Annotated in this window: 19 protein-coding genes; 5 read left to right on the forward strand and 14 right to left on the reverse strand. The window is 38.1% G+C overall.

Annotated elements, in window-relative coordinates:
- Positions 1-8: 8 nt before the first annotated feature.
- The 5 genes from KP78_RS15595 to rpmG all read right to left on the reverse strand — a co-directional run bounded on the left by KP78_RS15595 (position 9) and on the right by rpmG (position 3,838).
- On the reverse strand, positions 9-221 hold the full coding sequence (locus KP78_RS15595; RefSeq protein WP_041090271.1) for a YqgQ family protein: 213 nt from the start codon (positions 219-221) through the stop codon (positions 9-11).
- A 124-nt stretch (positions 222-345) separates the two neighbouring features.
- Positions 346-1,893, reverse strand: a complete 1,548-nt coding sequence (locus KP78_RS15600; RefSeq protein ID WP_041090272.1) for a rhomboid family intramembrane serine protease — start codon at positions 1,891-1,893, stop codon at positions 346-348.
- A 245-nt stretch (positions 1,894-2,138) separates the two neighbouring features.
- Positions 2,139-2,930 (reverse strand): DUF92 domain-containing protein, encoded by a 792-nt coding sequence (locus tag KP78_RS15605; protein ID WP_052474872.1) that lies wholly within the window; start codon positions 2,928-2,930, stop codon positions 2,139-2,141.
- Positions 2,923-3,483, reverse strand: coding sequence for a 5-formyltetrahydrofolate cyclo-ligase (locus KP78_RS15610; RefSeq protein ID WP_041090273.1), 561 nt, complete (start codon positions 3,481-3,483; stop codon positions 2,923-2,925). The genes KP78_RS15605 and KP78_RS15610 overlap by 8 nt, the downstream gene beginning before the upstream one ends.
- A 205-nt stretch (positions 3,484-3,688) precedes the next feature.
- Complete coding sequence (gene rpmG / locus KP78_RS15615) at positions 3,689-3,838, reverse strand: 50S ribosomal protein L33 (RefSeq protein ID WP_041090274.1); 150 nt, start codon at positions 3,836-3,838, stop codon at positions 3,689-3,691.
- Positions 3,839-4,132: 294 nt separating this feature from the next.
- Between rpmG and KP78_RS15620 the strand changes: the two genes are divergently transcribed.
- Positions 4,133-4,501, forward strand: a complete 369-nt coding sequence (locus tag KP78_RS15620; protein WP_041090275.1) for a hypothetical protein — start codon at positions 4,133-4,135, stop codon at positions 4,499-4,501.
- Positions 4,502-4,510: 9 nt separating this feature from the next.
- Positions 4,511-4,981 (forward strand): hypothetical protein, encoded by a 471-nt coding sequence (locus tag KP78_RS20390; RefSeq protein WP_041090276.1) that lies wholly within the window; start codon positions 4,511-4,513, stop codon positions 4,979-4,981.
- Positions 4,982-5,018: 37 nt separating this feature from the next.
- Here the strand turns inward: KP78_RS20390 and phoU are convergent, their stop codons facing one another.
- The 9 genes from phoU to KP78_RS15670 form a co-directional block, all read right to left on the reverse strand.
- Positions 5,019-5,678, reverse strand: a complete 660-nt coding sequence (phoU, locus tag KP78_RS15630; RefSeq protein ID WP_041090277.1) for a phosphate signaling complex protein PhoU — start codon at positions 5,676-5,678, stop codon at positions 5,019-5,021.
- A 53-nt stretch (positions 5,679-5,731) separates the two neighbouring features.
- Entirely contained in the window at positions 5,732-6,553 is an 822-nt protein-coding gene (gene pstB / locus KP78_RS15635; RefSeq protein WP_041090278.1) for a phosphate ABC transporter ATP-binding protein PstB, read from the reverse strand.
- A gap of 34 nt (positions 6,554-6,587) precedes the next feature.
- The gene (pstA, locus tag KP78_RS15640; RefSeq protein WP_041090279.1) at positions 6,588-7,466 is read right to left on the reverse strand and encodes a phosphate ABC transporter permease PstA; all 879 of its coding nucleotides are present in this window, start codon (positions 7,464-7,466) and stop codon (positions 6,588-6,590) included.
- A 1-nt stretch (position 7,467) separates the two neighbouring features.
- The gene (gene pstC / locus KP78_RS15645; protein ID WP_041090633.1) at positions 7,468-8,373 is read right to left on the reverse strand and encodes a phosphate ABC transporter permease subunit PstC; all 906 of its coding nucleotides are present in this window, start codon (positions 8,371-8,373) and stop codon (positions 7,468-7,470) included.
- A gap of 126 nt (positions 8,374-8,499) precedes the next feature.
- Entirely contained in the window at positions 8,500-9,462 is a 963-nt protein-coding gene (locus KP78_RS15650) for a PstS family phosphate ABC transporter substrate-binding protein (RefSeq protein WP_041090280.1), read from the reverse strand.
- Between the two features lie 148 nt (positions 9,463-9,610).
- Positions 9,611-11,701 (reverse strand): peptidoglycan D,D-transpeptidase FtsI family protein, encoded by a 2,091-nt coding sequence (locus KP78_RS15655; RefSeq protein WP_084220131.1) that lies wholly within the window; start codon positions 11,699-11,701, stop codon positions 9,611-9,613.
- 215 nt (positions 11,702-11,916) lie between these two features.
- On the reverse strand, positions 11,917-12,525 hold the full coding sequence (locus tag KP78_RS15660; protein WP_041090281.1) for a superoxide dismutase: 609 nt from the start codon (positions 12,523-12,525) through the stop codon (positions 11,917-11,919).
- Positions 12,526-12,686: 161 nt separating this feature from the next.
- Positions 12,687-13,169, reverse strand: coding sequence for a DUF456 domain-containing protein (locus KP78_RS15665; protein ID WP_041090282.1), 483 nt, complete (start codon positions 13,167-13,169; stop codon positions 12,687-12,689).
- Between the two features lie 104 nt (positions 13,170-13,273).
- Positions 13,274-14,905, reverse strand: a complete 1,632-nt coding sequence (locus tag KP78_RS15670) for a Na/Pi cotransporter family protein (protein WP_041090283.1) — start codon at positions 14,903-14,905, stop codon at positions 13,274-13,276.
- A 253-nt stretch (positions 14,906-15,158) separates the two neighbouring features.
- On the opposite strand from KP78_RS15670, the gene KP78_RS15675 reads away from it, so the two are divergent.
- The 3 genes from KP78_RS15675 to ispG all read left to right on the forward strand — a co-directional run bounded on the left by KP78_RS15675 (position 15,159) and on the right by ispG (position 17,548).
- Positions 15,159-15,944 carry a DUF1189 domain-containing protein gene (locus KP78_RS15675; RefSeq protein ID WP_041090284.1) on the forward strand — a complete coding sequence of 262 codons (786 nt, stop codon included), beginning with the start codon at positions 15,159-15,161 and terminating at the stop codon, positions 15,942-15,944.
- A 78-nt stretch (positions 15,945-16,022) separates the two neighbouring features.
- Entirely contained in the window at positions 16,023-16,322 is a 300-nt protein-coding gene (locus tag KP78_RS15680) for a LysM peptidoglycan-binding domain-containing protein (RefSeq protein WP_041090285.1), read from the forward strand.
- 116 nt (positions 16,323-16,438) lie between these two features.
- A complete protein-coding gene (gene ispG / locus KP78_RS15685; RefSeq protein WP_200889238.1) occupies positions 16,439-17,548 on the forward strand; it encodes a flavodoxin-dependent (E)-4-hydroxy-3-methylbut-2-enyl-diphosphate synthase in 1,110 nt (369 codons plus the stop codon).
- Positions 17,549-17,734: the final 186 nt, after the last annotated feature.

Consider the following 17,734-nt stretch of genomic DNA (forward strand, 5'->3'; position numbering starts at 1 on the left):
TCACCCGTTTAATTTGATTTCTTTTGAAGTGCCTTTTGAGTCTCCTGTCTCAGTAGTAAAAGAGCAGTTTGGTAATCTCGTGTTTCAATAAGTTGTGATTGAAAGAGCTCCCGCAGCTCCAATTCCATCATTTTCAAATCTAACACACGATCTCCAATATACATTATGGTTCCAAACCTCTTCAAAAGCTGTTGAATATCATAAATTGATTTAAATTCCATCTAGGATGTCCTCCAATTGCATTTCCATATCGGCATATCCAATGACAAGTATAATAGAAAGAATACGCATTCACAAGGAGTGAAAAGTGTTTTATCCTTACATTCCCCAAAATATTCTGTATTACTAATTGCTACTAGATCGATTGTCAATTTTTTCTAAAAGTATTGTATAATTTTCATTAGTAGGCTTTAATTGAGATGCTTTTTGAGCATAGATCACAGCCTCTTCAATTTCACCAAGCTCTAATTTCACGAGCGCCAGGTTATAATGGGCTTCATGGAAAGATTTCCGCCTTTCAATTGCGAGCTCGAGATGTTGTGTAGCGTCCTCATATTGCTCCTTCTTGATTTCAACAAACGACAATAAGAAATATGTTTCCGCTGTAGCTTGTCCATCATCTTTTAAGGTCAAAAGATCCCTATAAGCAGTATCCAACTCCCCACGTTGAATGGCGTCCTGAGACAATGCATTTACTGTCATGGCTTCATTTTTGATAAATCCTCCATTGTAGCCAAGACTCAAAAACAAGGATACGAAAACAACCGAAGATAAGATAAAGCCCCCCCTTTTTATCGTTGATTTCTTCTTTGGAAAATGAATCATTCCTGCTGCAAGAAACCCACCAGCTAATCCACCCAAATGCCCTGCATTATCAATACCCGGAACGGTAAAACCAAACAGTAAATTGATGGTTATTACAACCAGCACGTTTGTCCCCATTGTTTTAAAAAACAGCTTCGGGTTAGAAAATCCAAAATAGAGCAGTGCACCAAAACAGCCAAATATTGCACCACTTGCACCCGCAGAAAGGTTAGCAGTAAATACAAAGCTCATCAATGATCCTGTAAAACCCGAAAATAAATAAATGAACAAAAAGCGCGATCTTCCAAAAATCCTTTCAATCATAGGACCAAGATAGAAAAGCGCTAATGTATTCATCAACAGATGGAGGAAACCAATATGTAGCACCATTGGTGTAAAGAAACGCCACCAATCACCCGATTCAATCAAGGGATTATATTTCGCACCGAACTCAATGAGCGTTTGGGGATTCGTGCTTCCCCCATTGGTTTCTAATAGATAAAACATGAAAAGCTGGAGTGCGATGAATACGTAAGTGAAAAATGGTGACGCCACATTAAAAGTTAATCTTTCCCTTTCCCGTTCTTCTACAACAGAAGCTAGTACCTTCTTTTTAAGCATAACGATTTCTTCATCCCTATATTCTTCACGCAAAGGCTCTTCCTTTGGAGAAGAAGCAAATGATTCGATCGGTTTAATACTCTCCCATCCATTGCTCGGTTCAATTACATAGGATTTAATGATTATTTGCTGTTTTTGACCTGATTGAATAGGTTCTTTTATACGGAAGCTATAGTCATCTACCGGTTCATAGGTAGAAAAATAGATATTTTCTAGACGGAGCCTTCTCTTTTTCAACTGCTTTCTGACTTGGTCAGCTAAAACTGCAATACGGTCAATATCCCGTTGCATTCGATTGCTCCAATCTAAGTCAACCCTGACCAGACGAACGACATGCTGTTGTTTTTTCTCGCCTCCCTCAAGCCACATTTCTCTTTGAGATTGCGATATTTTTAATAACCGGTAGCCTTTATTTACGATCAAATCGTGAGCAACTGTCCAATATAAATAATCCGTGCGAGTCGTCATCACGTTCACTTCTTTCTAAATAGTAGCTTTAAAACCTCATACTGCTACTATAGCGAATGTGTAAAACCAAAGTAAAGCTGGATGGACTATAGCCTCCCAGCGTCTCAAAAGGTCTTATACAAATCAATTACACAGAAATTTGCTAAAGATTAAACTAGCATAAGAACACTTGAGGTTCTACTGAGGAAAAAAGCACATAATTTATAGTAAGAAAAATAGTTATACCCAGCCTTCAGCTCGGTTGGTTATACATAAAAGAATAAAGTCATAGCGCCTGCAACAACCCCTGAAGCAGCGTTGACAACCTCATTGTTAATGAAAAGAATCCCTTTTTCATGGACAGTTTGAAGATGATGATGATACTTCGATTCAGTATTTATTCCACAAATAGTGCAGCGAAATTCCACCTGTACAAAAGCACCTAAAAATGTATCCAAAAAACTCCCGATAATACCTAATAATGTAATAACAACCAGAATGGAAAAATCCCATTCAAAAAAAATGACTGTACCAATAAGTGCTATAAACAATGCACCTACAATGGTAGCAAGAGTGCCAAGGACCGAAATTGCACCTGAAGTACCAGACTCAACCACTTTAAACGTGCGAATAGATAATGGTCTCCATCTACTTAACACACCAATTTCAGATGCCCAAGTATCTGCATTTGCAGCTGCAAGCGCAGCAAGAAAAGCAAGAAGCCATACTTCAGCACCATTTATGGCATAAAGCATAGAAAAAAGGCTTGCTGGTCCTCCATTTGCTGTTACTTGCTGCCAATCCCGATGAGAAGTTTTTGCTGATTTTTCTTCCACATTCATTTTTTCCTCCATCTTCCATTTGGACCAAACACTTGAAGAAACAAAAAATGAGGCCAGTACAATCAGACCTTCCCATCCTAAGCTCCAATACATAACATTAGCTACAATAACAGACGCAATGGCTCCAGATAAGGTAAGAAGTCCTGTCCTCCACCCTGTGGTGCTGATCATTAAAATACCCGTCAAAATAATGATGTGGAGGATATTCTCATACAATCTCCTTTACCCATCCCTCTCCAATAAGCGTTTTAACAGGCAGATCATAATGCTCAATTGGCAAATGATCAGTTAACTGTTCCTCAAAACAAAGTGATACGGTTTTGCCTTCATATTTTTCTAAAAACCGATCGTAATATCCACCACCAAATCCAAGACGATATCCGTTTCTTTCATATAACAATCCTGGTACGACAAGAAAATCAATATCTTGTGATAACACGGGTGTCAGCGTAGTCGTCGGTTCTAATAACCCAAAGAATGTTTCTTCTAACTGACCAAAAGAAGTAAGCTCGTAAAAAATCATTTGGCGAGATTTCGGAATACATCTTGGGACTGCCACCTTTTTCTTCTCTTCCCAGCAACGTTCGATAATCCTTCTTGTATCAACTTCCGGAAAACGAGAGACGGTAATGCCAATCGTGGAAGAATCCTGCCATTGCTTAAGGGAGAAAAGGGATTCATGTATCCTACATGATCTTTTATTGTAGCTCTCTTCACTAATTGATAATAATTGCTGTTGCTTGTCTCTTCTTAATTGTTTTTTATTCATTCTTCCGCCCCCCCTATAGGGAAATCATTTTTTCTCTATTATAATGGATGCAAAGATGGTTGATACCCCTAAAAATAAAAAACCTTCCTCTAGATCAAAGGAAGGTTTTTACAAATCACCAAAATTAATATTTACAGTTTTTTCCATAAATTGAAAATGCCAGAAACATTGTTAATCCAACATTTCTGGCTATGCTTTTAAAGCATTATTTCGTCTCGCGGTGAAGCGTCACTTTCTTCAAACGCGGACAATATTTTTTAAGTTCGATACGGTCTGGGTTGTTTCGCTTGTTTTTTGTAGTGATGTAATTACGATCACCAGTTTCAGTGCAAGCAAGTGTAATGTTTACACGCATGTCTTATCCCTCCAAACGTTCAAAAGCTATACAGCAATTCGATTCATACGACTTACCTATAATACCACTACTTATAAAAAAAATCTACAAAGAAATCATTGTTCGAAAATTTTTTAATCATTCATGTAACTGCGTTTTTTAATGACTAATTTATCATTAGTACAGCTACATTTTTCTATAAAAAGTAATCAAATGATCGATTCATTATTTCTTTTTAAGTTGTCATATATACTATTCATTTCAAACTACTTCACATGATACAATTGATACGGATATTTCTAGGAGGTGACAAGATTGGAACTCACCGCGATGATTGTTGCTGGAATCGCTGTATTATTATTTATCTTTTCTTTTTTTCTAAAAGACCGGACAAAAAAAACAGAGGAAGAGCTTGAAGAGCTCTCCATGAACCTCTACCAAGAAATGTATCAGCTAAAAAAACGCATACGTATATTAGAAGAAGAGATGATGGTGGATACAAAGTTAGTTGTCTCAAAAACGTCTTCAATGAAACAAAGGACAAATATTTCTAAACCCATAAATGAGATAATTCTGAATCAAGTGCTCGCCTTACATAAGCAAGGATTGCCCCTGGATCAGATTGTACGATTATCATCATTATCGAAGGAAGAGGTTCAAACGATAATTCAAACAAGATCGTGAGGGATAATTGTGGATAGACGCACCATACGTGCATTCGCAGCCGGAATGATAGGCTCAGTCTTAGTAATTGTTTCTGTTACCTTCTTTACAGCCTCTGAGGAATCAGCAGGTAAAATGGATGCTAGTTCTCTCGAAAATGAAGGCTATATTGTATTAACAGAAGAGGCGCATGATGCACTTCAAGCACAACTAATGCAGCTGGAAGATGAATTAGCAGTAAAAGAGACTTTGAATAAAGAGGCTGTAATTCAAGATGAAACTGACGAACCAACCACTCGCTTCATTTTAGTGATTGATTCTGGAATGATGTCCCAGGAAATAAGTGAAAGCCTTGAACGTGTCGGAATTATTGCAAATGCCACTGAGTTTAACAGCTACCTCGTAGAACATGAAATGACGAATCGTATTCAAATAGGAGAATATGAACTTACCTCTCAATTGAGCATAGAAGAAATAGCTGCACTAATAACAAGAGACTAAAAACGAGAGCGTATAAAACGCTCTCGTTTTTATATACTTATTTATTCAAATCATACCGAGTGCCTTTTACTAGATAGAAAATATTCTCGGAAATATTTGTTACATGATCAGCCGCTCGTTCCAAATAACGACAGATAAATGACAGTTGCGTAATTTGTGCAAGCTTATCAGGGCTCTTTGAACTGATACCTAACAATTCTTGAATCGTATGCCCGTACAATTCATCGATTTTATCATCAAGCTCAGCAATTTGCTTTGCTTTTACAACATCCTCTTCTGTATAAGCTTCTAAAACTAAACCGATCATTTCAGAGGTTTTCCCATGCATTAGCTTGATATTCTCGATTGATTTAACAAACGGATCATTTCCAATTCGGATTGTCGATTTTGCAATGTTAACAGCGAAATCAGCGATCCGTTCTAGATCTGCAGCAATCTTGATCGCAACAATTACACGACGTAAATCAGTTGCGACTGGCTGCTGTTTTGCGATAACTAATATTGCATGATCGTTTATATCCTCTTCCAAACGATTCGCCTTTATATCCTCATCTAAAATAGACAAGGCCAAATCCATATTCTGATTTTCAAGTGCAGCCAATGATCGATCAAGTGCATATTGCGCAAACTGACCAAGTTCAATCAATTTATTATCAAGGTTTTTTAAATCTGCTTCATATTTTTCGCGTACTGACATTTTTACACTCCTCCCGCATTATTCAAGCACAAAATAAAAGACAAATGACTTTATTATCCGAAACGACCTGAAATATAGTCCTCTGTTCTCTTATCGGATGGGTTTGAAAAGATCTTATCTGTGTCATCATATTCGATTACTTCTCCATTTAAGAAGAAAGCCGTTTTGTCAGAAATACGAGCAGCCTGCTGCATGTTATGTGTGACAATAATAATACTATATTGTGTTTTAAGCTCTTGAACAAGCTCTTCTACTTTTAGCGTAGAGATCGGATCCAATGCAGATGTAGGTTCGTCCATCAAGATTACATCCGGCTCAATTGCTAAGCATCGAGCAATACAAATACGTTGTTGCTGTCCACCGGACAGACCGTATGCATTTTCATTCAAACGGTCTTTCACTTCATCCCAAATTGCTGCGCCTCGTAAACTTTTCTCAACAATTTCATCTAGGATTTTTTTATTTTTTATTCCATGAATACGTGGTCCATAAGCAATATTGTCATAAATTGATTTTGGAAAAGGATTTGGTTTTTGAAATACCATCCCAACCTTTGTACGAAGATCTTCTACTTGATAATCCTTGGAAAAGATATTACGTCCTCGATAGATGATTTCCCCTGAGGTTTTTACCGTTGGAATGATTTCGATCATACGGTTCAACGTCTTAATATATGTTGACTTTCCACATCCTGATGGGCCAATAATTGCTGTTACTTCGTTTTCTTTAATATCCAAATCAATATTTTTCAATGCATGGTTTGATCCATACCATAAATTAAGTTGATTTGTTTTATAAACAGAGGTCTTTTCAACTATCTCATTTTTAATAGGTTGATTATTTATTTTAACTGATTTTGTAGTCGTTGTAGCCATTGTGTAATCTCCCTTCATCCTGTTAAGCAAACGTTTAGTATCGTTTTTGATACTTATTTCGAATAAATACAGCAATCGAATTCATAATGATCAAAAGTGTCATTAAGACGATAATACCTGCAGCAGCCACATCATGGAATGCAACCTGAGGGCGTTTTGTCCAATCAAATATCTGCATTGGTAAAGCTGTAAAAGTGTCTAATAGATGATTTGGTGTAAACATTAAAATTGTCGGAATCCCGATTACAACAAGCGGAGCCGTCTCACCGATCGCACGGGATAACGCTAATATACTGCCTGTTAAAACTCCTGGAACAGCAGCTGGAAGCACTACTCTTACGATAGTTTGCCATTTTGTCGCACCCATTGCAAATGATGCTTCCCGAAGTTCTCTCGGGACTGCACGAATCGCTTCCTGAGAGGCCACAATAATGACTGGAAGAATGAGCAAGCTCATCGTAAATCCTGCTGCTAGGATACTGATGCCAAGATCAAAGTTTCGCACAAAAATGGTTAAACCAAGTAGACCAAAAACAACAGATGGCACACCTGCCAAGTTGGAAATATTCACCTTGATAAAACGATTCATTTTATTCTGTTTAGCATATTCCTCTAAATAAATGGCCGTTCCTACCCCAAGAAACATGGAAACCGGCGCCACAACAAGCATTAAATAAATCGAACCAATTAAAGCAGATTTTATGCCTGCTTGTTCAGGAAAACGGGAGGCAAAATTCATGAAGAAATCCCAGTTTATATATCCACCACCTTGAGTGATGATGCGAATTAAAAGAACAGCCAGCACGATTAACCCGAACATTGTCGCTGCAAAAAATAGTCCTTTAAAGAATTTATTTTTTGTCAGCCTTGATTTCATTTTACTGGAGACAACATTATGATCCATATATTTCATTTTAATACTCCTCCCTAAAGCGCTTGGAGATGTATTGAGCTAACAGATTCATTACGAGTGTAAATAAGAATAACGTAAAACCAACAGCATAAATACTATAGTAAATCGTCGTTCCATAACCTGCATCTCCTGTAGTTACTTGAACGATATAAGCCGTCATCGTTTGGATGGATCCGGTAATGTCCCAGTTAAATCCAGGTGTTGATCCCGCTGCTACTGACACGATCATCGTTTCTCCAATTGCTCTTGAAATTGCTAATACTGTTGACGCAACAATCCCTGAAGTTGCAGCAGGCAATACAACCTTTAAAGCTACTTCAAGCCTTGTAGAACCTAGTGCATAAGCACCTTCCCGCATAGCATTTGGCACAGATGTCATTGCATCCTCTGACAAGGATGCGATCATTGGTATAATCATGATACCAACTACTATACCAGGGCTTAGCGCATTAAAAATGCTTAGCTGTGGAAAAATGGATTGTAGCACTGGCGTTACAAAGGTTAGTGCAAAAAAGCCGTAAACAATTGTTGGTACACCAGCAAGTACTTCTAGTATAGGCTTAATAAATCTTCGTGTTCGCTCACTCGCATACTCACTCAAGAATATGGCTGTTGCAATTCCAATTGGGACAGCCACTAGCACAGCAATTCCTGTGATTTTCAACGTTCCAACAATTAAAGGAAGAATCCCATAAGCAGGAGTTGTATTGGCAAACGGATACCATTCTGTACCAAAAATAAACTCCAAAGGACTCACTCTTGTAAAGAAAATAATGGTTTCAAAAATAAGTGTTAATACAATGCCAATTGTTGTTAATACCGACATAGCAGCTATTGCAAATAATATTTTCGGTACTAATTTTTCGATACGTGACAAGAGACCCCGATTGCTTTTTTGCGCTATCATTTCTTGTACCGATATCGATTTGTTTGAGTCTTTTGTTGACAACTTGAGAACCCCTTTCATCAATACATAACGATTTGAGAAGCGCGAATTTCACGCTTCTCAATCATTAGCTTCAAAGCAGCCATTTTATTTCAATGCTTCTATTGCTTCTAAATCTTCATCATAAATGTTTTGTGGAGCGCGAACATAACCTACTGCTTCTGCCATGTCTCCAGCGTTGTTAATCGTAAAAGTGATAAAATTTGCTGCAGCTGAATTTTCTGAGATCGAGCTGTTATTCACATAAGTAAATACTGGTCGAGATAGTGGCTCATACTCACCACTTTCAATTGTTTCATTCGATGGTTCAATTGGGCCGTTGCCGTTATCGATTGGAACTACTTTTAGTGTATCTTGGTTTTCCAAGTAATATGCATAGCCAAAGTATCCAATTGAGTTGGGACTACCAATAATACCTTGTACAAGTACGTTGTCGTCTTCAGACAATGTAGCTGAGCGTACGATATCTTCATCCTCAAGAATTACTTCATTAAAGTAATCATATGTTCCTGAATCTGTTCCTGGAGAGTAAAACTCGACTGGCTCTTCAGGCCATCCTTCACGAATATCTGCCCAAGTCTTTTCAGTTCCATCTTCAACCCAAAGCTTTTTCAATTCATCTAATGTCAAATAGTCGACCCAATCATTATCTTGACTGACAACTACTGATAGGCCGTCATAACCAAGAACAACTTCTGTATATTCAATGCCTGCCTCTTCAAGTGCAGCAGCTTCTTCATCTTTTATTGGACGAGAAGCATTTGAGAAATCTGTTTCACCCGCGATGAATTTTTCAAATCCGCCACCTGTTCCAGAGACTCCAGATGATACTCGCACCTCTGGTTGTTCAGCGCTATAGATCTCAACGATTGCTTCCATTATAGGGGCTACTGTCGATGAACCATCTCCACGTACTTGACCCTCCAAAGCACCAGCTTCTTCGCTTGAGCCTGTATCACCACTTGCATTGCTTTCTCCGCCCCCACATGCTGCCAAGAAAAGAGCAGATCCAAAAATGGTTCCCATTGCCAAGTACTTAATACTTTTCATTCCGTAATTCCTCCTAAATGATTGGTTGTTTTGTTCTACAGGTATAAGAATACTCTCTAACTGTTAATCTGATATAAATGAAGTGTAAAGCTTTTGTAAATCATAAAAAAGAAGCCAGATTCATAAATAGAATCTGGCTTCTTTTTTATCAATTACCGTCTTCTGCTGCCTCTTCTGCAACATCGACCTCTGTGTCTTTATCGGTACCCTCTTCATTCATTCGCTTTTGACGGAGCTCAAAATACTTTGCAAGCACTTGTGTTCCAATAATCTCATTCATATCTTCACGGTTACGGTCACTTCCATTTTCGTAAATCCATGGTGCCAGCACTGAAAAAGCAACTTCCGGCTGACTAGCAGGTGCATACCCAACAAGTGTCGAGTTGGTTGTTTCTTCTGGAGTTGTACCAGGCTCATATTTAGGACCAAAATATACAACTTCGGCGGTGCCGGTTTTACCGGCTGCTTCATAACCATTACCAATAAAATCTCTACCAGTACCATGTGCGCCGTTAAAGCTTCCCCAGAATCCGCGTTTCACTTGATCGATTTCAGCTTTCGTGTTATCGATACGATTTAAAACTTTTGGTTTCATCTCCTGTAATAAAGGACCCATCGTACCATTTTCCATGCTTGGTTCACGAATTTCTTTAACGATTCTTGGTTCAATACGGTAACCACCATTCGCAATGGTTGATACATATTGCGCCAATTGCATGGCGGTATAGGTGTCAAACTGTCCAATCGATAAATCAAGGAGCTTACCTGCGTCTACATTCATATGCGTTTGAAATCCAGTATTTTCACCCGGTAAATCTATACCTGTTTCTACACCTAATCCAAATTGGCCAAAATAGTTCCGCATTTTTGTAAAGGCTGAATACGGAATATCGATCGGTTGATTTGGAGTGTATGTAGCATTTGCCATTGCAAGAGCAATCTTAAACATGTATCCGTTGGATGAAATCTCTAAAGCGCCTGTATCAGTAAAATACTGTGGTCCCCTGCTAGCAAACCAAGAGCCCTTTGGTGGTGAATCTTTAATACGTATAACTTCATCATACAGCGTTTCGCCCGGAACAATAACCCCATCCTGGTAACCTGATAGAACAGTTGCTCCTTTCACACTTGAACCAGCTTCATAAGCAGTTGTAAATGCCCCAATATTATAATCGACCACTTCGTTTTCTTCTTCATCATACTGTTTTCCGACCATGGCTAATACTTCACCCGTATTCGGATCCATCATCACAACAAATGCACGATCAAATAGATGATGAGTACCTTTTCTCTTTAAGCGCAAGATTTCATTTTCAACAATCTTTTCGACTTCAGTTTGAAGTTCCATATCTATAGAAAGAACTAAATCCTTACCACGCTCTCCGTTTTGAATCAATTGAGATTCAATAACGTTTCCTGCTTTATCTGTCAATGTTTTTACTTTTGATTTTTGCCCCTGCAATATATCTTCATATTGCAGCTCTAAATAACTTGTCCCGACACGGTCGTTTCGAGTGTAGTCTCTTGAAAGATAATATTCGATTTTATCCTCCGGGATGGCACGTACACTGCCAAGTGCAGAACGAAAGGCTTCTCCATAAGGATAAGCACGATTCCAGTCAACCATTGTATTTACACCAGGCAAAGAGCTTAGCTGCTCACTCACTTGTGCAAATTCTTCATCCGTAACCTTATCATTTTTGATGATTTGTGGTGAAAGATTGTAGCCCGTTTGCATCTCTCGATAAATCGCTAATACTTCTAGTTCCTCGTCAGTTAAAGAATCTAGTTCCTTTTCAGTAATACGTTCACGAATAAGTGCGTCATAGTCACTTTGAGACAATTCTCCTTCTTCCAATAATTTCTTTTCTTCATCTGTTACTTTTGATTCGGCAACATCTTTGTTTAAACGAATCCAAAAATCCTGCTTGTCACGTAGTGTAACCCGGTCTGTTTCTTGTTTAATAAGAGCAGAAAGCTTTTTAGCAACAGCAAGCATATCCTCTTGCTTTGTTTGTTGAGTTTTTGTATATGTTATAGCGTTAACAGGTTGGTTATCGACCACAATGTTACCGTATCGATCAAACATTTTCCCTCGAGGAACACTCGTATTGACGAGCACTTCTTCCGTTCGCTCCAGCTGCCGTGTGTAATCCTCACCGTTTACAATCTGGACGATTCCCAAGCGTAATATTAGCAACGAAAACAAGATAAACACGCCAAAAAAGAGCATATTCATTCTTGAAGAGACATGACTTTTCTTCGCTTTCTTTCTTTTTTTCGATCTTGTAGCTTCTTTGTTCAATCGTGTCCTTCCTCTCTAACAATAGACATCGTATACTATATTTTACAGAAAAAAGACGAATGTTTCTATAGTATAATGGTTGTTTTCAGTAAATCGACAAAAAAACCTTTGCATATAAAATGCAAAGGTTTTTTAAATGGATGATTTGACTATTTTACAGCTGCGTAAAGCTTAGCCACTTCATTCCAATCAACAAGGCTCCAGAATGCGTTAATGTAGTCTGGACGTTTGTTTTGGTAATTTAAATAGTATGCATGCTCCCAAACATCAAGACCTGCAATTGGTGTTTTACCTTCTGTAAGAGGAGAATCTTGATTTGGCGTGCTTGTCACTTCAAGTTCACCATTATTTACAACGAGCCATGCCCAGCCAGAACCAAAACGATTAGCACCTGCTGCAGCAAATTCTTCTTTGAATTTTTCAAAGCTGCCAAATTTCGCATTGATTGCTTCTGCCAATTCACCAGTCGGCTCACCGCCACCGTTTGGAGAAAGAATTTTCCAGAAGAATGAGTGGTTAGCATGTCCGCCCCCATTATTGCGAACAGCAGTACGGATCGATTCAGGAACGCTGTTTAGGTCAGCTATTAGTTCATCAATTGATTTAGCTTGCAGATCATCGTGTCCAGAAATTGCATCATTCAATTTTGTAATATACGTGTTGTGATGTTTCGTATGGTGGATGTTCATGGTTTCCTTGTCAAAATGTGGTTCAAGCGCATCGTATGCGTATGGTAATTCCGGTAATGTAAAAGCCATGATTAAATTCCTCCCTATGTATAGTGTTTGAATCGATAACCGATTCATTTACCTTCCACTTAAGAGTATCAAATCATTCAAAAAGCATCAATTTTTATGCCTGATATTTTTCAAATAATTTACTCTTATCTTTTATACCCATCTAATCCATTATTAATCCATCAAAGGACAATTAGTAAAAAATAACCAATCATCACAAGCTGTATAACACCCTTGGTAATGATCGAACTGATGAATCCAATCAAGGAACCAAAACCAATTTTGACTGCCTGCTTTGGATCCGTTCTATTTACTAACAGTTCTCCAAACACTGCCCCTATAAACGGTCCTAAAATAATTCCAGCGATCGGAATGATAAACGGACCAATAAGAAGACCAATTGTACTGCCCCAAACACCTGCCTTGGAGCCACCAAACCGCTTAACACCTACAAGGTTTGACACATAATCTGCACCAAATAAAAGGGCAACAAACAGGAATTGAACAGTCCAAAACAACCAATTAAACGGCTCGAATGAATAGAATAATCCGTATAGCAAAAATCCTGCAATGATAAATAAAACACTCGGAATAATGGGATATACAAGACCAATAAAGGCAATAATCAACACAACAATAATTGCGGTCCAATATAAAAAGTCCATAATCGCTTTTGTCCTTTCTTTTTAATTATCATAGCAAAAAATAATCACTGTTACTATTTTTCATTAAAACAACGGGAGACGATATCGTCTCCCGTTGTTAAAGGTTATTTCCTTAAACCAAGTACAGCCTCCGCAATATTAACTGCGTGATCACCAATACGCTCTAAATTACTAATAATATCCACAAATACAATACCTGATTGAGCAGAACACTGTCCTTCAGTCAAACGAATGATATGTTTTTTACGGAATTTACGTTCCATTTTATCGATTAAATCTTCTTTCTCTGCTACATCACGGGCAATTGCTTGATCGTTTTGATCAAGTGCTTCAATCGACTTTGCCACCGCTTCGATCGTTAACGAGAACATTTCCTTAAGATCAGTCATTGCCTCTTCCGTAATTTTCACTTTATTCGTTTGCTGATAATCAACAAGCTCAATAATATTTTCAAAATGATCACCGATTCGTTCAATATCCCGTACTGTATCCATCAAAATCGAGTGACGCTCCGATTCAGCTGGAGAAAGCGGGGCTCTCGAAAGCAAAACAAGATAATCTGTTATTTTGCGGTCCAAATTATTAATGGCGTCTTCAATTTGATAGCCCATTTCAGCATTTTTCGAGTTCTTTGTTTTCAGGTAATCGAAGGTCTCTTCTAACCCTTGCACAGCAAATGTACCCATTCTAAGCACTTCTTCTTTTGCTTGTCCCAATGCAATGGAAGGAGATTGTTCAATAAAATTCGGATCCAAATGCTTTGGCTTAAATTCGATCACAACATCTTTACCAGGTACTAATTTCGTTACCAGAATGGCTAGAAGTGCAATAAATGGAAATTGTATAATTGTATTTGTTACGTTAAATGTTCCATGCGCAAAGGCAATTTGCATAGCAGGCTGAAGGTTGAGTACTTCGTCAATCCATGCAACAAACCAAGTAAAAGGAGTAAGGAATATCATAAAAATGACCGTTCCTATTACATTAAATAATACATGTACAGCAGCAGCCCGTTTAGCAGCAACAGAAGCTCCAATAGAAGCTAAAACAGCTGTAATTGTTGTGCCAATATTGTCACCGAACAATACTGGTATGGCTGCATTTAACGAAATTAAGTCTTCAGAATAAAGTCCTTGTAAAATGCCAATTGTCGCACTTGAACTTTGTACAATCATTGTAAATACCGTACCAATGATAACACCTAGAATCGGTACATCACTCATGCTTTGAGTTAAATCGATGAACGTTTGCAACTCACGTAGAGGTTTCATTCCATCACTCATTAAGCCCAATCCAAAGAACAATGCCCCAAAGCCAAATACAACTTGTCCAATATTTTGGACTTTAACATTTTTAAAGAAAAATAATAAGAATGACCCTACAGCAAGGATTGGCAATGCATAATCTCCTAGATTAATACCAATGATAAATGCTGTAACAGTAGTACCTATGTTCGCACCCATAATGACACCAATCGCTTGCCTTAATGTCATAAATCCGGCACTAACCAAACCGATAACAATAACAGTTGTACCAGAACTTGACTGAATAAGGCCTGTAACAAAGATCCCAGCTAAAACTCCTAAAAAGGGATTCGTAGTAAAACGATCAAGAATTTCTCTTAACCGATCACCTGCAGATTTTTGGAGTCCATCCCCCATATGCTTTATACCAAAGAGGAATATTCCAAGACCCCCAATAAATTGAAAGAGCACCTCTTGCCAGTTAACTTCCATTTTTTCAACCCCTGTAAACAAATTTAGACACAATACGGGAAAACCCTCTATAATTATTAATTCTTTCTATAGATTAAGTAAAGAGAGAAACAATAAATTTTACATTTGATTAATATTAGAGGCCTTTTATTACAATTTCATTACAAACAACTGAATTTTTCAACTTTATTCTTATATTTTTTCCTTGCTGATTATCTCATAAAGTGCGTACAATGAAGAAAATAATAATTGTTTTTGGGAGGCCCCTTTTTTTATGAATGTATTTAAACAGCTTTGGAGGAGTTTGTATTCCCCAAAAGATATCGCCCGCTTTCGATTTCAAGGGATAGGAAAAACAATTTTATTTCTATTTATCCTTAGTTTTCTTTCCCTCATTCCCTCCATTGTACAAGTAATTCAATTTGGCAACACCATTTTTAATGAGGGGGAATCATTAATTCAAAACGAGCTCCCTTACTTTGAAGTGCAAAATGACACGCTCGTATCTTCAAATGAGGATCCTTTTTCTATTACTATACCGTCATTTACGGTTATTGTAGACGATAGCGGAACTATAACGCCAGACGATTTAACAAATGATACAAATACGATGGCACTTCTTCAAAATGAAGTAGTCATTGTGACAGGAGGAGAACTGCAACAATCACCGTACTCTATGTTTACAGGGTTCTCCTTTAGTTCAGAGGGAATAGCATCATTATTGTCTTCATTAAATGATGCCAAGATCATTATTTTTTCTGTCATATTTTTTGTTATGTATGTAGTATCTTCCTCATTAATGTTCATAAAAGTGACGATTTTCGCTGCAATTGGCGTGTTATTTGCAAAAACATTGGATAAAAAGCTCAACTACCGGCATAGCTACCGATTGACTGCTTATAGCGTTGCATTACCCACCATATTTTTTACAATCGTAGCATTAATCGGTTCTAATATTCCTGCAGCAAGTTTTGTTAACTGGCTGGTAACGAGTATAATGCTTTATTTATCCATTAAAGAAATTCCTTCCCGAAAACAAAAGAAAGATATTCCGGCTTAACTCTGCGTCCCCTATTCAATATAGGGGACGTTTATCATATTTCAACGTTCTCTTCATATCATGAACGGAGGTGATATGATGAAACGGCTAGCTTTTATTCTAATCCCCATTTTGCTTTTCACCCTCTATATTGATTTAACAAAAGGAACCATTCCATCCCCTGCACAGCCATTAGTTACCTCTGAAATTAATGGTGATGCGTTGTACGTAACTGTATCTAGGGGGGATACGTTGCTTTCCATAATGGAAAAAAACGGATTATCCTCTTCCTCAATAGACATTGACGCTCTTACACATGAATTTAAACGGCTAAACAATGGAATAGAGCCAAAAGAGATGAAAGCTGGTTCCCGTTATTACATCCCACGTACTCCCTAACCTATTTCCGCTTCCTATTTCTTGTCAAGAACAATTCAACACTGTTAAAATGGATAGGAATCATATAAAATGGACAAGCAAGTACACAATGAGGGAGCGAATAACACTTGGGTGACATTATACATCGTTCAAAAACACGGCCTGTCAAGGTTGGCAATCTAACAATTGGCGGAAGTGACGAACTTTTCATTCAAAGTATGACAACAACTAAAACACATGACGTAGCAGCAACCGTAGCAGAAATTCACCGCTTAGAAGAAGCTGGATGTCAGATCGTACGAGTTGCTTGTCCTGATGAGCGTGCGGCTGATGCCATTGCTGAAATTAAGAAACAAATTAACATACCACTTGTAGTAGACATACATTTTGACTACAAGCTTGCGTTAAAAGCAATTGAGGGCGGAGCAGATAAAATCCGAATCAATCCAGGTAATATTGGGCGACGAGAAAAAGTTGAAGCTGTAGTAAAAGCAGCGAAGGCTAAAAATATCCCTATTCGCATAGGAGTTAACGCTGGCAGTTTGGAAAGAAAGATCCTTGAGAAATACGGATATCCTACCGCTGATGGAATGGTTGAAAGTGCGTTGCATCATATAAAAATTCTTGAGGATTTGGACTTTCACGATATTATTGTCTCAATGAAAGCATCCGACGTAAATTTAGCGATTGAAGCATATGAAAAAGCTTCAAGAGCTTTTGACTACCCTCTTCACCTCGGAATTACTGAGTCAGGAACATTATTTGCAGGCACAGTCAAAAGCGCTGCAGGTCTCGGTGCGATTCTTAGCCAAGGGATTGGGAACACTTTGCGAATCTCACTTAGTGCTGATCCTGTTGAAGAAGTAAAGGTAGCTAGAGAACTGCTCAAGTCATTTGGACTTTCTTCTAATGCCGCAACGTTAATTTCTTGTCCTACATGTGGACGAATTGAAATTGATCTTATCACGATTGCCAATGAAGTTGAGGAATATATTTCTACGATAAAAGCGCCAATTAAAGTTGCGGTACTTGGCTGTGCCGTAAACGGTCCTGGAGAAGCAAGAGAAGCTGATATTGGAATTGCTGGAGCACGTGGTGAAGGATTACTCTTCATGAAAGGAAAAACGGTTCGAAAAGTTCCTGAAGAAACAATGGTTGATGAACTGAAAATCGAAATTGATAAAATTGCTGAAGAATATTTCCGAAAACAAAGAGAAGAAGAAGAAAAAAAGGCTACTATTTCTTAATGGATCTTAAATAAAAATCGGACTCTTATTGAGTCCGATTTTTATTTTAAGCTATGTTAAATTCCATTGTTGATTTTAGCACAGCGTTGGTTGTAGCGGATGTGTGAGACCCCACAGGTGCATCTGTGACCTGGGAGGCTCACCGCCGCGAACGCCTGGATTGGAGAGCAACAGACACGTTTAACA

Source organism: Jeotgalibacillus soli, assembly GCF_000829435.1.
In the GTDB taxonomy this organism is placed as follows: domain Bacteria; phylum Bacillota; class Bacilli; order Bacillales; family Jeotgalibacillaceae; genus Jeotgalibacillus; species Jeotgalibacillus soli.

Coding starts and splice junctions, on each gene's coding strand:
- KP78_RS15595 (WP_041090271.1), bottom strand. CDS start 221: ATGGAATTTAAATCAATTTATGATATTCAACAGCTTTTGAAGAGGTTT.
- KP78_RS15600 (WP_041090272.1), bottom strand. CDS start 1,893: ATGACGACTCGCACGGATTATTTATATTGGACAGTTGCTCACGATTTG.
- KP78_RS15610 (WP_041090273.1), bottom strand. CDS start 3,483: ATGAATAAAAAACAATTAAGAAGAGACAAGCAACAGCAATTATTATCA.
- rpmG (WP_041090274.1), bottom strand. CDS start 3,838: ATGCGTGTAAACATTACACTTGCTTGCACTGAAACTGGTGATCGTAAT.
- phoU (WP_041090277.1), bottom strand. CDS start 5,678: ATGTCAGTACGCGAAAAATATGAAGCAGATTTAAAAAACCTTGATAAT.
- pstB (WP_041090278.1), bottom strand. CDS start 6,553: ATGGCTACAACGACTACAAAATCAGTTAAAATAAATAATCAACCTATT.
- pstA (WP_041090279.1), bottom strand. CDS start 7,466: ATGAAATATATGGATCATAATGTTGTCTCCAGTAAAATGAAATCAAGG.
- pstC (WP_041090633.1), bottom strand. CDS start 8,373: ATGATAGCGCAAAAAAGCAATCGGGGTCTCTTGTCACGTATCGAAAAA.
- KP78_RS15650 (WP_041090280.1), bottom strand. CDS start 9,462: ATGAAAAGTATTAAGTACTTGGCAATGGGAACCATTTTTGGATCTGCT.
- KP78_RS15655 (WP_084220131.1), bottom strand. CDS start 11,701: ATGAATATGCTCTTTTTTGGCGTGTTTATCTTGTTTTCGTTGCTAATA.
- KP78_RS15660 (WP_041090281.1), bottom strand. CDS start 12,525: ATGGCTTTTACATTACCGGAATTACCATACGCATACGATGCGCTTGAA.
- KP78_RS15665 (WP_041090282.1), bottom strand. CDS start 13,169: ATGGACTTTTTATATTGGACCGCAATTATTGTTGTGTTGATTATTGCC.
- KP78_RS15670 (WP_041090283.1), bottom strand. CDS start 14,905: ATGGAAGTTAACTGGCAAGAGGTGCTCTTTCAATTTATTGGGGGTCTT.
- KP78_RS15675 (WP_041090284.1), top strand. CDS start 15,159: ATGAATGTATTTAAACAGCTTTGGAGGAGTTTGTATTCCCCAAAAGAT.
- KP78_RS15680 (WP_041090285.1), top strand. CDS start 16,023: ATGAAACGGCTAGCTTTTATTCTAATCCCCATTTTGCTTTTCACCCTC.